3 protein-coding genes are annotated in these 15,697 nt (G+C 61.8%); 1 reads left to right on the forward strand and 2 read right to left on the reverse strand.

The features are described 5' to 3' along the window. Positions 1–206: 206 nt before the first annotated feature. Positions 207–9,941 carry an isopeptide-forming domain-containing fimbrial protein gene (locus tag P2W41_RS07350; protein WP_404934714.1) on the forward strand — a complete coding sequence of 3,245 codons (9,735 nt, stop codon included), beginning with the start codon at positions 207–209 and terminating at the stop codon, positions 9,939–9,941. 72 nt (positions 9,942–10,013) lie between these two features. Here the strand turns inward: P2W41_RS07350 and P2W41_RS07355 are convergent, their stop codons facing one another. Beyond that, entirely contained in the window at positions 10,014–13,685 is a 3,672-nt protein-coding gene (locus P2W41_RS07355) for a hypothetical protein (RefSeq protein WP_404934715.1), read from the reverse strand. Positions 13,686–13,695: 10 nt separating this feature from the next. Continuing rightward, positions 13,696–15,687 carry a hypothetical protein gene (locus tag P2W41_RS07360; protein WP_404934716.1) on the reverse strand — a complete coding sequence of 664 codons (1,992 nt, stop codon included), beginning with the start codon at positions 15,685–15,687 and terminating at the stop codon, positions 13,696–13,698. Positions 15,688–15,697: the final 10 nt, after the last annotated feature.

The raw sequence follows: 15,697 nt of genomic DNA on the forward strand, positions 1-15,697 counted from the left end.
GGGTTTCTGTCAGTACGGTCACTACGGCATCGGAGCAAACTGTTGGTGTGAATGAAGGCAACGGGCGCCATATTTTCCGGGGTTGGTTCTGCGACAACGAAGCCTATCGTGCAGCTTCGGGGGTTCATAGGCAGGCGGGAGGGCGCGGGTATGATGGTATCAATGTCTATTGCGGACATTTGGAGCAGGCCCGCCATTCGGCGGCTTTGAGTTTTTCCGATTTTGCCTGGGACCAGACCATTGGCGGTTCCGGATGGCTGGTCAACCTGACGAAAGACGACGTTCTTCTCGACAATGGAAGCGGACTTTCGGGTGAACATGTCGAGCCATATCTCGTTCCGTCCAGCAACGACCCCACAGACTACGCCTCCAGCAACGAGGTTTTCGTGCTGCCAGGATCCGGTTACGGAGCCACGGCCTCGCAGAGGCCAACGGGTATTCCCGCTAACTCATTTGCGGAAACAGGCGGTTGTGTGAGCAAGATTGAACACATCAACCGAGAAGACAGCACCTGTTCCCTTTTGGTTTCCGGTCGTCCGGATCTATCGATTTCCATCTCCGCACCGGCAGGCGTTTACAACGCGCCCGGTGACACGATGGACATGAGCGTGAGTGCCACCAACCTTGGTCCCGGTACCGCAGAAGCGTCGGACGGTTTCGCCATCACTGTTTCCGTGCCGACCGGGTGGACGGCCAGTCCGGTGCCCGGGTGCACGGTTTCGGGACAAACGGTCTCCTGTGCGGTGAGCTCGCCGCTTTCTCCCGCGCCAACCCCCGGGGGCACTGGCGGCACCATAGCGTTCACCATCCCTCTGGTCGCAAATCCGGATGCCGTTTCCGGAAGCTTTCCACTTGTTGCCACGCTCGATCGCGCTGTGCCCGATGGAGACGCCGACCCGTCGAACGATGATTATGACCAGTCCAACGATCAGGCGCAGGGCACCGTTGAGTTCGTCAAACTGCCAAGACTGACGGTTCGCAAGACCACTTTTGACGATGTGGGCACCTTCACGTTCACAGGGAACAATGGTTGGGAAAGCCAGACCATCACCACCATCTCTGAAGGGGTCGCTGAGCCGGGGAACAAGCAGATCCTGTCAGAGGTCGGTGTCGAAACAGTCATTTCAGAGACCCTGCCGCCCAACTGGGTTCTGGATGATGTTATCTGTCAGGGGATGGGGGCGGGGGGAACGGTTTCGTTCGATGAAAACTCCTTCACGCTCTCCTCCGAAGCTGTTGCGGTCGACAGCGAGATCGACTGCGCGGTAATCAATCAGAAGGTCTTGCTGAGCACCTCCAAGATGTCAGATGTGGGCGACGGTGTTGGTGTTCAGGCAGGTGACACGATCACCTACACGCTGACGACCGACGTGACGGGAGGGACGACCTCGCAGGATCTGGTTCTGTCGGACACGCTGGGGGCTGGGCTCGACTTCGACAGCGTGATCGCGCCGGGGGCCTTCGCTCCGAACACAGGCAGCGCGCCGAACCTGTCGTTCACGCTTCCTACTGGAACACCGGCGGGAACCTACAGCGTGTCCTACACGGCGTCGGTTTCTTACAGTGCGGCAGGATCGGTTTCGAACAATGCCGTCGCCGATGTGGGTGAATGCTCTCCCTGCGCAACCACGAACCCGCTTGTTGAATTGAGCTCATCCAAAACATCGGATGTGGGCGATGGTGTCGGTGTTCAGGCGGGGGATACGATCACCTACACGCTGACGACCGAGGTGACGGGTGGCGATACGACACAGGACCTCGTTCTGACCGACACGCTGGGAGCAGGGCTCGACTTTGGAAGTGTGACGGCGCCGGGGGCCTTCGTTCCGGACACAGGCAGCGCGCCGACCCTCTCGTTCACGCTTCCTGCCGGCAGAGCAGCAGGCACCTACAGTGTGACCTATACTGCGACGGTTTCTGACAGTGCGGCGGGCTCGGTTTCGAACAGTGTTGTGGCCGATGTGGGCGAGTGCTCCCCCTGTGCAACCACGAACCCGCTTGTTGAGCTCAGCACGTCGAAGGCTTCGGATGTGGGGGACGGGGTTGGCGTTCAGGCGGGTGACACGATCACCTACACGCTGACCACCGAGGTGACGGGAGGAACGACGACGCGAGAGCTTGTCCTTACCGACGTGCTGGGAGCGGGGCTCGAGTTTGGCAGCGTCACGGCACCGGGGGTGTTTGACCCCGATACGGGCGGTGCACCGACCCTGACATTCAAACTTCCTGCCGGCACGCCGGCCGGTTCGCACAGCGTATCCTACACGGCGACAGTGTCTGAGAGCGCTTCGGACTCGGTCTCGAATGCTGCTAGTGCCGATTTTGGCGAATGCAGCTCATGCACCACAACGAATCCTCTTGTAAGAACCACCACTTCGAAGGTTGTCGATGTCGGCAACGGCGTAGGTGTTCAGGTCGGAGATACTCTGACCTATACGCTGACGACTGTTGTCGTAGCCGGAGTGTCAACACAGGACCTCGTCCTGACCGATACGTTGGGGGCGGGGCTGGAGTTTGGCAGTGTGACGGCGCCGGGCACGTTCACTCCGAACACAGGCGGCGCGCCTGAGCTTTCGTTCACGCTTCCTTCTGGAACGCCGGCGGGGACTTACAGCGTGTCCTATACGGCGACGGTGTCGGACGGTGCGGCAGGCTCGGTTTCGAACAGTGCGGTGGCCAACATCGGCGATTGCTCTTCTTGCACGACCGCGAATCCGCTTGTTGAGCTGAGCTCATCCAAAACATCGGATGTGGGCGACGGTGTCGGTGTTCAGGCGGGTGACACGATCACCTACACGCTGACCACCGAGGTGACGGGTGGCGATACGACACAGGATCTGATCCTGACCGACACGCTGGGGGCTGGGCTCGACTTCGATAGCGTGACCGCGCCGGGGGCCTTCGCTCCGAACACAGGCAGCGCGCCGAACCTCTCGTTCACGCTTCCTTCCGGTACCGCACCGGGAACCTACAGCGTATCCTACACGGCGACGGTGTCGGACAGTGCGGCAGGCTCGGTTTCGAACAGTGCCGTTGCCGATGTGGGCGAGTGCTCCCCCTGTGCAATCACGAACCCGCTTGTTGAACTGAGCTCTTCCAAAACATCGGATGTGGGCGATGGTGTTGGTGTTCAGGCAGGCGACACGATCACCTACACGCTGACGACCGAGGTGACCGGTGGCGATACGACACAGGATCTGGTTCTGAGCGATACGCTGGGGGCTGGGCTCGACTTCGATAGCGTGACCGGGCCGGGGGTGTTTGACCCGGATACGGGCAGCGCGCCGAACCTCTCGTTCACGCTTCCTTCTGGAACACCGGCGGGAACTTACAGCGTGTCCTACACGGCGACGGTTTCTGACAGTGCGGCGGGCTCGGTTTCAAACAGTGTTGTGGCCGATGTGGGTGAGTGCTCTCCCTGTGCAACCACGAACCCGCTCGTTGAATTGAGCTCATCCAAAACATCGGATGTGGGCGACGGTGTTGGTGTTCAGGCAGGTGACACGATCACTTACACTCTGACGACCGAGGTGACGGGTGGCGATACGACACAGGATCTGATCCTGACCGACACGCTGGGAGCGGGGCTGGAGTTTGGCAGCGTCACGACACCGGGGGTGTTTGACCCGGATACGGGCAGCGCGCCGAACCTGTCGTTCACGCTTGCTTCTGGAACACCGGCGGGAACTTACAGCGTGTCCTATACGGCGACGGTGTCGGACAGTGCGGCAGGCTCGGTTTCGAACAGTGCCGTTGCCGATGTGGGCGAGTGCTCCCCCTGTGCAATCACGAACCCGCTTGTTGAACTGAGCTCTTCCAAAACATCGGATGTGGGCGATGGTGTTGGTGTTCAGGCAGGTGACACGATCACCTACACGCTGACGACCGAGGTGACCGGTGGCGATACGACACAGGATCTGGTTCTGAGCGATACGCTGGGGGCTGGGCTCGACTTCGATAGCGTGACCGGGCCGGGGGTGTTTGACCCGGATACGGGCAGCGCGCCGAACCTCTCGTTCACGCTTCCTTCTGGAACACCGGCGGGAACTTACAGCGTGTCCTACACGGCGACGGTTTCTGACAGTGCGGCGGGCTCGGTTTCAAACAGTGTTGTGGCCGATGTGGGTGAGTGCTCTCCCTGTGCAACCACGAACCCGCTCGTTGAATTGAGCTCATCCAAAACATCGGATGTGGGCGACGGTGTTGGTGTTCAGGCAGGTGACACGATCACTTACACTCTGACGACCGAGGTGACGGGTGGCGATACGACACAGGATCTGATCCTGACCGACACGCTGGGAGCGGGGCTGGAGTTTGGCAGCGTCACGGCACCGGGGGTGTTTGACCCGGATACAGGCAGCGCGCCGACCCTGTCGTTCACGCTTGCTTCTGGAACACCGGCGGGAACTTACAGCGTGTCTTATACGGCGACGGTGTCCGAGAACGCGGCGGGCTCGGTTTCAAACAGTGTTGTGGCCGATGTGGGTGAGTGCTCCCCCTGTGCAACCACGAACCCGCTTGTTGAGCTGAGCTCATCCAAAACATCGGATGTGGGCGACGGTGTTGGTGTTCAGGCAGGCGACACGATCACCTACACGCTGACGACCGAGGTGACGGGTGGCGACACGACACAGGACCTGATCCTGACCGATACGCTGGGAGCGGGGCTCGACTTTGGAAGTGTGACGGCTCTGGGGGTATTTTCAGCTGATACCCGAAGCGCACCTGAGCTTTCGTTCACGCTTCCTTCCGGTACCGCACCGGGAACCTACAGCGTGACCTACACGGCGACGGTTTCTGACAGTGCGGCGGGCTCGGTTTCGAACAGTGTTGTGGCCGATGTGGGTGAGTGCTCCCCCTGTGCAATCACGAACCCGCTTGTTGAACTGAGCTCTTCCAAAACATCGGATGTGGGCGATGGTGTTGGTGTTCAGGCAGGCGACACGATCACCTACACGCTGACGACCGAGGTGACCGGTGGCGATACGACACAGGATCTGGTTCTGAGCGATACGCTGGGGGCTGGGCTCGACTTCGATAGCGTGACCGCGCCGGGGGCCTTCGCTCCGAACACAGGCAGCGCGCCGACCCTGTCGTTCACGCTTGCTTCTGGAACACCGGCGGGAACTTACAGCGTGTCCTACACGGCGACGGTTTCTGACAGTGCGGCGGGCTCGGTTTCAAACAGTGTTGTGGCCAACATCGGCGATTGCTCTTCTTGCACGACCGCGAATCCGCTTGTTGAGCTGAGCTCATCCAAAACATCGGATGTGGGCGACGGTGTTGGTGTTCAGGCAGGCGACACGATCACCTACACGCTGACGACCGAGGTGACCGGTGGCGATACGACACAGGATCTGATCCTGAGCGATACGCTGGGAGCGGGGCTGGAGTTTGGCAGCGTGACGGCGCCGGGCACGTTCGCTCCGAACACAGGCAGCGCGCCGACCCTGTCGTTCACGCTTGCTTCTGGAACACCGGCGGGAACTTACAGCGTGTCCTACACGGCGACGGTTTCTGACAGTGCGGCGGGCTCGGTTTCAAACAGTGTTGTGGCCGATGTGGGTGAGTGCTCTCCCTGCGCAACCACGAATCCGCTTGTTGAACTGAGCTCATCCAAAACATCGGATGTGGGCGACGGTGTTGGTGTTCAGGCGGGGGATACGATCACCTACACGCTGACGACCGAGGTGACGGGTGGCGATACGACACAGGATCTGGTTCTGACCGACACGCTGGGAGCGGGGCTGGAGTTTGGCAGCGTGACGGCGCCGGGCACGTTCGCTCCGAACACAGGCAGCGCGCCGAACCTCTCGTTCACGCTTCCTTCTGGAACACCGGCGGGAACTTACAGCGTGTCCTACACGGCGACGGTTTCTGACAGTGCGGCGGGCTCGGTTTCAAACAGTGTTGTGGCCGATGTGGGTGAGTGCTCTCCCTGCGCAACCACGAATCCGCTTGTTGAACTGAGCTCATCCAAAACATCGGATGTGGGCGACGGTGTTGGTGTTCAGGCGGGGGATACGATCACCTACACGCTGACGACCGAGGTGACGGGTGGCGATACGACACAGGATCTGGTTCTGAGCGATACGCTGGGGGCTGGGCTGGAGTTTGGCAGTGTGACGGCTCTGGGAGCATTTTCAGCTGACGTGGGAAGTGCGCCTGAGCTCTCTTTCACGCTTGCTTCCGGTACCGCAGCGGGGACCTACAGCGTATCCTACACGGCGACGGTTTCTGACAGTGCGGCGGGCTCGGTTTCGAACAGTGTTGTGGCCGATGTGGGCGAGTGCTCCCCCTGTGCAACCACGAACCCGCTTGTTGAGCTCAGCTCTTCCAAAACATCGGATGTGGGCGACGGTGTTGGTGTTCAGGCAGGCGACACGATCACCTACACGCTGACGACCGAGGTGACGGGTGGCGATACAACACAGGATCTGGTTCTGAGCGATACACTGGGGGCTGGGCTCGACTTCGGCAGTGTGACGGCGCCGGGGGTGTTTGACCCGGATACGGGCAGCGCGCCGAACCTGTCGTTCACGCTTCCTTCTGGAACACCGGCGGGAACTTACAGCGTGTCTTATACGGCGACGGTTTCTGACAGTGCGGTAGGATCGGTTTCGAACAATGCCGTCGCCGATGTGGGTGAGTGCTCCCCCTGCGCAACCACGAATCCGCTTGTTGAGCTCAGCACGTCGAAGGCTTCGGATGTGGGCGACGGTGTTGGTGTTCAGGCGGGGGACACGATCACTTACACGCTGACGACCGAGGTGACGGGTGGCGATACGACACAGGACCTCGTTCTGACCGACACGCTGGGAGCGGGGCTGGAGTTTGAAAGTGTGACGGCGCCGGGGGCCTTCGCTCCGGACACAGGCAGCACGCCGACCCTGTCGTTCACGCTTCCTTCTGGAACACCGGCGGGAACTTACAGCGTGTCCTATACGGCGACGGTGTCCGAGAACGCGGCGGGCTCGGTTTCAAACAGTGCGGTGGCTGATGTGGGGGAGTGCTCTCCCTGTGCAACCACGAACCCGCTTGTTGAATTGAGCTCATCCAAAACATCGGATGTGGGCGATGGTGTCGGTGTTCAGGCAGGCGACACGATCACCTACACGCTGACGACCGAGGTGACGGGTGGCGATACGACACAGGATCTGATCCTGACCGACACGCTGGGAGCGGGGCTCGACTTCGATAGCGTGACGGCGCCGGGCACGTTCGCTCCGAACACAGGCAGCGCGCCGAACCTCTCGTTCACGCTTCCTTCTGGAACACCGGCGGGAACCTACAGCGTGTCCTACACGGCGACGGTGTCCGAGAGTGCGGCGGGCTCGGTTTCGAACAGTGCGCTGGCCAACATCGGCGATTGCTCTTCTTGCACGACCGCGAATCCGCTTGTTGAGCTCAGCTCATCCAAAACATCGGATGTGGGCGACGGTGTTGGTGTTCAGGCAGGCGACACGATCACCTACACGCTGACGACCGAGGTGACGGGTGGCGATACGACACAGGACCTCGTCCTGACCGATACGCTGGGGGCAGGGCTGGAGTTTGGCAGTGTGACGGCTCTGGGAGCATTTTCAGCTGACGTGGGAAGTGCGCCTGAGCTCTCTTTCACGCTTGCTTCCGGTACCGCAGCGGGGACCTACAGTGTGTCCTATACGGCGACAGTTTCGGACGGTGCTTCGGGAGCGCTGTCCAACGCGGTGGTCGCAGATGTGGGCGAATGCAGGTCCTGCGCAACGGCAAATCCGCTGGTCCGGCTCGGCACGGCAAAGACGTCGGATGTGGGCGACGGTGCATCCGTCGAGATCGGAGACACGCTGACCTATACGTTGACGACGGTGGTCGTAGACGGAACGACAACGCAGGATCTCGAATTAACCGATACGCTCGGATCCGGGCTCACCTTCGGCAGTGTTGTGAGCGCCGGTTCGTTCGAAGCGGACACGGGTGGTGAACCGGAACTTTCTTTCAAGCTTCCGGCGGGAACACCGGCCGGGACCCATAGCATCAGCTACACGGCAATTGTAGCCGAGGACGCACCGGTAACCCTGTCCAACAGTGTGGTTGCAAGCAGTGGAGAGTGTGCCCCCTGCAGCACCGCAAACCACATTCCTCCGGATGTAAGCGTTTCCAAATCGCTTGTATCGGAGGGAGGCGGGGTTCCCGGACTGGCCGAACTTGGCGAGACCCTGACATTCGAGATTGTGCTCACCAACGCCGGCAGCGCCGCCACTGACTTTTCCGTGCTCGATGTTCTGGATCCGCATCTGCGGTTTGTGGCTGCAAGTCATGGTGGCCGCTACAGCAGCGGCACTGTCGAGTGGACAGGTTTGACCGTTCCGCAGCGCGAGGGGGGCACCAGCGGGCAACTCGTTCTCAGGGTCGAAGCATCCGTGGTCGAACGGCTGGAACAAGCGGCTGATACAGTCGTCAACTTCGCCAAAATTCCCACTGAGGCAGACCCGGATTGTCCCTCGGAACAGTGCGTTGTCCTGCCCCTCCAGTTTCCGGGTCTGAGCCTGGCCAAAACCGGTGGATTTTCGGACATGGATGGCGACGGCCTGGCTTCGCCCGGTGATGTTATCCAATACGCGTTTGAGGTCACCAATACCGGTAAGCTTCCTGTGAGCGACATTCGGATCGAGGACAATGGTCCGGAATTCAACGGGCATCCCGCGAATGGCCGCTTGTCTGACATACAACCGGACACGCAATCTCTGGCGGTGGGCGAGATCGGGCATTTTTCCGCTAACTACCTGCTTACACAGGCTGACATCGAGAATGGTGCCGGAACCGCCGAAGCGGTCACGAATACAGCAACCGCACATGGCTCAGTGCTGGATGGCGGCGGTGAGGCATTTTCCCTGGCTTCGAACGAAAGCACGCTTCCTCTGACTTTACCGGCCGGGGCGGGCAACCTCACGATCAGCAAGACCGCGGACAGGACCAGCATCCGTCGGGGAGAGCAGGCACCATTTACGATCGTGGTGACCAACAATAGCGACGGACCCGTTCGAGGGTTGAAAGTTGAAGATCAGCTTCCGCCCGGGTTTCGTTATATTGAGGGCTCTGCACAGGTGGATGGGGCACCTGCGGACCCAGTCGTGAACGGTCGCTTGCTTCGCTTCGATGACATTTCTCTGGAGGCGCAGAGTTCGATCGAAATTCGCCTGAGCATGAATGCGCCGGCCTCTATCGGTCCAGGTGTCTATGTCAACACTGCGGTTCTGACCGATCCGCTCGGTCGCCCGATAACCTCCGAAGCCAAAGCCAGTGTCCGGATAGAAGAGGAGCCGGTTTTCGATTGTGGTGACGTGATCGGGAAAGTTTTCGACGATAGAAACAGCAACGGGTATCCGGACGAGGGGGAACCGGGATTGCCGGGGGTGCGATTAGCCGCTGTGAAGGGGCGGCTGATAACAACCGACGCGGCGGGCCGCTTTCATATACCGTGCGCGGCGCTGCCGGATCACCGCCTGGGGACCAACTTCGTCGTCAAGCTCGACGCCCGAACCCTGCCTTCAGGCTATCGCCTGACGACGGAAAATGTGCGCGTGGTTCGACTGACCGCCGGCAAGATGACCAAAATCAATTTTGGTGCATCGATCCAGCGTATGGTGCGGCTTGATCTTCGCAGTGACGCATTCGTACGAGGAAGAAGTGCGCTGAGACAGAACTGGCTCTCCGCTGTCGATCAGCTGATCGAGATTCTCGACCGGGAACCCTCCGTGCTGCGGGTGAGCTATCTGGATGAAGAAGGCAGCCGAACGCTTGCGAGACATCGCCTTGCGTGGGTTGAAAAGCGGATTGCAAACCATTGGCGCCGATGGGGTGGTCGGTACCGTTTGGAAATTGAAACCCGGGTGATCACCGGGAAAGTCCGTCCACCGGGATATTCGAGTTTTGATCTGGACCAGGCCGTGGGGGAGTAATGTCTTGCGCGGTGGGTGGAGGATAAGCGCCCCGCCGGAGAACCCGGCGGGGCATTTTTAAGGTGTTTCCCCTTATTGGAGCTGATTGCCCTTGTCGCGCGGCCGCAGGAGTTGCGGGTTGATGCGCAGGGGACGATCAAGCTGCTGCCGGGGCACCCGGTTGACCGGCGGCGTTACGCGGATTTGCCGGCAGTTGGGGAACTTGCCCGTGGTGCCGGGCGGGCAACGGCGCTGCACGACCGGGCGACAGTTCGGGAAGGTTCCCGTGGTGCCCTGCGGGCAGCGGCGCTGCACAACCGGGCGGCAGTTGGGGAACTTGCCAGTCGTTCCACGCGGGCAGCGCGGCTGCACTATGGGTGCGCAATTCGGGAAGCGCCCCGTGGTTCCCGGCGGGCATTGGCGTTGCACCTCTGGCTTGCGGCAGGCTCCGGCCACCAGACGTGTTCCGCGCGGACAGACGCAGCGTCCGTCCTGGGTGCGGATCATGCCCGGAAGCAGGCGGCACTGCTGGCGGATCGGCCGGCAGTTGGGTGGCGTGCCCGTCGTGCCGCGCGGGCATTCGCGCTGGACCTGCGGCTTGACGCAGCGGCCGTTGGTCAGGCGCGTTCCGCGAGGGCAGACACAGCGGCCATCGCGCGTGCGGATCTGACCCGGCAGGAGCCGGCATTGCGGCCGGGGATCTGCCTGCGGCTTCGGATCGGGCTCGCGCGGCGGTGTTGGCCGCGGCGTGGGCAGCGGAACCGGAGCGGTCTGCGTGCCGACGCACTGGCCGTTGCGGAAGGTGGTGCCTTCCGGACAGACACAGCGCCCGTCATTGTTGAGAACGAGACCCGGCGAACATTGCTGATCCTCATTCTCATCCGCCAGAACCGTGAAGTCATGGCAGTCATAGGCACGGCCATCTCCAGCACCATCCGGGGTACCTGAGAGGGACGGTGCGGTGCGCACATCCGCTTCACGGTCGATCACCGCTGCACAGTTGCGTCCCGATGCACCATTGCCCACCGCGTTGGCGAGCCCGCCATCTTCCGGCAGCTCGACAACCACCTCATGCGTGCGACTTTCGCCACTGGCAAGGGTGAGGTCGGCTTCGCAGGCGAAGGGAAGCTCGGTCGGCTCCGGCGAACAGCCGAAAGGCGGGTTCACGGAGATGATCCGGGCCGGTACGCCACCAAACCCTTCAACCCGAAGCGCATCGCCGATGCGAACCGGACCGGAGATCGATGACGGACCTTCGTTGCGGATGGTGATCTGGAACGTGCAGGGCTCGCCAAGCAGGCACTCTGCATCGCCGGTCTTCTCGACCGAGATCTGCGTGCCGCCCTGAGCACAGGCCTCGCCGATGGGATAGACGATGTCGTCTCCCGGAGCCGGGCCGAAGGAACCGCGTGCGCAGTTCTCGAAACGCTCATTGGGTGAGACATTGACCGTCACATCGAAGTGCCGCGCGGTTCCGGGCGTCATGATGGCGCCGGGGATCTCACAGGTGAGACTGGCCGCAGGCACAGCGCCGCACGACCACTCCGGGCCGTCAGGCGTGACGCTCTGGACATCCACCGGTGCACCGCTGCCAATGATCTCGGCCGCGTCGTTGACGCGAACCGGGCCGACGGGTGCGGCGGTTCCCGCATTGCTGACCGTGATCCGGCAGGCCACACCTTCGGCGAGCGAGACGGTGGGCTCACAGGTCTTCTGGATGCGCATTTGCGGCTGGCCGCCCGGGATGCCCGGTATGGTCGCCGTCGCACAGGCCTCGTTGTTGGCGAGGTTGGTTTCGCCTTCAAGCGCGGTCACCTCCACACAGTTCTCGACCTCGTTTGTCGGGTAATCGCCAACGATCGTGGTCACGAGAATGTCCGTCGATGCGCCCGGCACAAGGTTCAGTCCGGGATGATTGCACTGGAACGTGTTGCCGGAGAGCGGCGCGCACGACCAGGGCGGTGATGGGCTGAACGATGCCGAGGCAACGTCACCGGCCGGGAAAGTGTCCTCGAAGCTGACTGGACCATTAATCGGCGTTGCTCCCGCATTGATGATGGTCACGACGTAGGTGCAGAGACCATCTGGCGTACAGACCGAAGGATCGGCCCGCTTGCGCACGGCGATATCCGGAATATCGTTCTCCGGCGGCGTGCAGGCCGGATCGCCCGGCAGGCAGATCGCGATAGTGGCGCAGGCCTTGTCGTTGGTCGGATCGCCGAACGGATCCTTGCCGCTGGCCGTGTAGTCATATTCGGCGCAGTTGCGGATCGCGCTCCAGCTCCATGCCGGTCCTGGCTGGAAGCCGAGTTTCAGCTCCACGAATTCGCCTGGATTGAGCGTTGTTTCGGGATGCTCGCACGACATGGGGCTTGCCATCGGAACGCAGGTCCATGGCGCATTTGGTCCCGAGACCACCGTAGCATTGCCGGGCGTCGTTACCTCATCCAGCACGATCTTGCCGGTGTAAGGTGCGTCACCCGCGTTGGAGACGCGAATGGTGAAATCACACGAACCGTCGATCTCGCATTCGGCCTCATCGGCGCGCTTCTCGACCTTGATATCGGGCTCGCCTTCATCGTCGGGCGGGCATTCGAGGTCTTCGGGGATCTCAATATCGACCACCTGCGAGCAGCACAGCCCAACGCCCTCGGCCGGACCCGCATAGGTCTCGATGCCGGTGACGATCAGATGCACCGTATCGCCGGGCAGCGCGCCGGTGATCTCCCATTCGAGCGTGCCACCGCCGGCCGGAACGGGCTGGCTCGGCGGATCGATGGTGATGCCGGGCGTGGTGGAGGTCACCGTGACGACATTGCCTGCCATCTCCGGGCCGACATCCATGCGGTAGATATAGGCACCGCCGCCGGGAAGGCAGTCCACCTCGCCGGTCTCGACCGAGAAACAGGCCTCTTCCGGCCCGTCGCCGGGCGGAGGGGGAGGCGGTGGCGGATCGCAATCCGTGACGTCGATGGTGATTGTCGTTGGATCGCCCGTCTTCCAGTCACCGTCGTCCGGCAGGGCGGGATCGTGCGACGGAATGGTGGCGACAAGCCCGCCGGTTGCCGTGCGGATCACGGCCACATTGGCCTGATTATCGACATTGGTTGCGGCAGGGAACGCCGTCTGGTCGATCTTTGCCTTGATGGTGATGTCGATGGCGCGCTCGGTCAGACTGCCGTCGCCGTCGAGATCGGCGGCGGACAGATGGAAGTCCGACTGGGTGAGCGTGTCATCAAGGGTAGCGCTTGTGCTGACCACATGGGGTGGAACGGCTCCACCGCCGACACCGATGATGTCGCCGCTGAAAGTGGCGTCGACAATCGACAGATTGGCGGGAAGCTGATCGGTAAACTCGAAGGTTACATTGGTGAGAAACGCGTCGAGGCCCGGATGGGCGATCATGTCAGGTGTGCCGCGCACGCCGAGGCGCAGGCGGTATTCCACATAATCGCAATTGAGCTGTGTTCCGCGCTTTTCAAGGAAAGGCGTCAGATCGGGCTCGACTTCGGGCACTTCCGGTTCAAGTTCAATGCGTGGGCCTTCGGCGTCGCCCGGCGTTTCGAGAACCTCAAGCTCCTCGATCGTCCGGTCCTGTGCTCTCGCCTGATTGATGCCGGAAAGCGGTATGAGCGCGGTGGAGAGCGCCATGCCCGCCACCAGCAGCCAGCGCGGCGAGCGCGCTTTTTCTGCAAGGGGTTTCATGATCGTCTCCATGACATTGTTGACCGTGGTCCGGTCGGCGGGAAAAGTGAACATGATCATCTCTCCCTCCTCACGGCGCACAGGATTCAAGCGGCGTTTCAAGCGGCAACGTCACCTTGCAACAGGGGAAGTAGCCACCCGCCTCGGCATCGGACTTACTGTAGAAGCAAAGGCCGAGATCGACGGTTTCACCAGGAATGTGGCCACTGATGCCGAGTGTGAACGGCGTGGCCAGGCTGGGAACCGTCTGCCTGGACGGGGAAACACCGACGCCGGGCGTGAGCGATTTCGCGGAAAGCGAATCGCCACCGATGCCGGCGCGGTCATGGATATAGAGATCGGCTTCAAGCCCTGCGGGCGTACAGAAATACGCCGCGGTCTCCAGCTCGATACAGGGCGGGAGATCGTTTGGTGGCGGGAAGCCGGGCGGCCAGCCGGGCACGGGAATGCCGCCCGGATAGGGGATAGGCTCGTAGTAGCCGGCGCGGCCCTCGCAGGGACGCCAGACCTCCACGTCGCCGACATGCCCCTTGACCTCGGGGTCTTCGAAGAAACCGTCGTAATCGGCAAACCACGAGCCGAAGGGGGGCTCGTTCTTTGGCCGCACGAGCGTGCTTCGTGTGAGTTGCACGCCATGAACGACAAGTGGCCCGCCTTCGATGAGCTGGTCTTCAAGGGCAGGGTTGTCGCGCAGTCTGTCACCGGTTTTCACCAGTGTGGCTGCGCAGGCATTGCGGTTGAAGAAGCCTTCGGCGTCATAGCCATATTGCAGATCGATGCCGCCGGCTCCCTGTCGGTATGGTTCGGGAAAACCGACGGCATATTCCTGCGGTGCCGGCACCCAGATGCTTTCGGTTTCGGGATCGTCGGGGCTTTCGCGCCAGTAGCGCAGCACCGATGCTTCACCGCTGTCGGCGAAGCTTGAGTAGTCATAGCGGTTTTCGACCTCGCCCCGCTGGGCAAGGTACATGAAGCCGCGCGTGTCGAAGGCGATGTCGGTGACCGGAAGGTCTTCCTCTGCCTCCACCGTCAGCTCCCAGCGCGGGTCGCCGGCGAATGTGCCGTCGCGGGCGATGCCCACGGACCAGATTTCCGCCTCTTCGCCCACGGCGTAGTAGAGGCGTCCACCGTGCATGGCGAGGCCATGAACGCGGCGCTCTTCCTGCGTGTAACCCCAGCTCTTCGGCTCTTCCGCGTCGAAAGCAGCACCCTGAATGTCCATCACGGCGCCATCGTCGCCCACGGGATCGAGCCCGCGTGCCGGCCTGCCGTCGACGCCATGATCGAACGTGTCGATGAGATTGCCGTCGATGTCGATGCGGTGAATGAGACCGCTGTCGAGATCGGAAGCGAAGAACTGGCGGTGTGACCGGTCAAAGGCGATGTTGCCGATGCCGGGTCCGCTGTTCGTGTCGATATTGGCAAACAGGGTCACGGCACCGGTGATACCGTCGATTTTCCAGATCGAACCGGGTCCGCCGCCATTCTTCTCGCCGAACTGCCCATCCATGAAGCGTGCGCCGGCTTCGCCGCGGCGCTGCCGCTCGGGCCGTCCGTCTTCGTCCGCGTCTTCCGTGACGATCTGGAGACCGTGCATGGAGGTTGCGGCGGCGTAGAGGTTCGGTACGATCGCCGTGGTCTCTTCGCGCTTGCCGTCATCATAGGCAAGACCGAACACCTGACCGATTTCAGAGGCCGGCACTTCGAAGGGCGGCGGGGTAAAGACCACCTGCCCGCTGGGCGGGGCGCCCAGCCAGGTCATGTCGAAGATGCGCAGAGAAGCGCGCCCGGTATCGATGAAGGTTTCGTCCACCGGGTCGACACCGGGCAGGAGCCCTTCCTCGAAACCGGGGATGAGCGTGCCGGGGAAACCGGTCACTGCCATGAAACCCGGCTGGATGATCGCGTTTTCCTGCGCGCTTGCAGGTGCACTCGATGAAAAGCCCGCCATGACGGCGAGCGCTATGGCGGCGGTGCTCTCAAGAAAGCGTCTGGCGATTGTGCCAGGACGATCGTGTGCGTTTCCTTCGCACCGTGCCGGGAACTGCCGGTTATGCCCCATAACGTGCCTC

This window comes from Nitratireductor sp. L15S-10 (assembly GCF_045011005.1).
In the GTDB taxonomy this organism is placed as follows: domain Bacteria; phylum Pseudomonadota; class Alphaproteobacteria; order Rhizobiales; family Rhizobiaceae; genus Nitratireductor.

What these genes read in the sequence shown, in the direction of transcription:
- P2W41_RS07355 (WP_404934715.1), bottom strand. Translation starts at nt 13,685, where the DNA reads ATGATCATGTTCACTTTTCCCGCCGACCGGACCACGGTCAACAATGTC.
- P2W41_RS07360 (WP_404934716.1), bottom strand. Translation starts at nt 15,687, where the DNA reads ATGGGGCATAACCGGCAGTTCCCGGCACGGTGCGAAGGAAACGCACAC.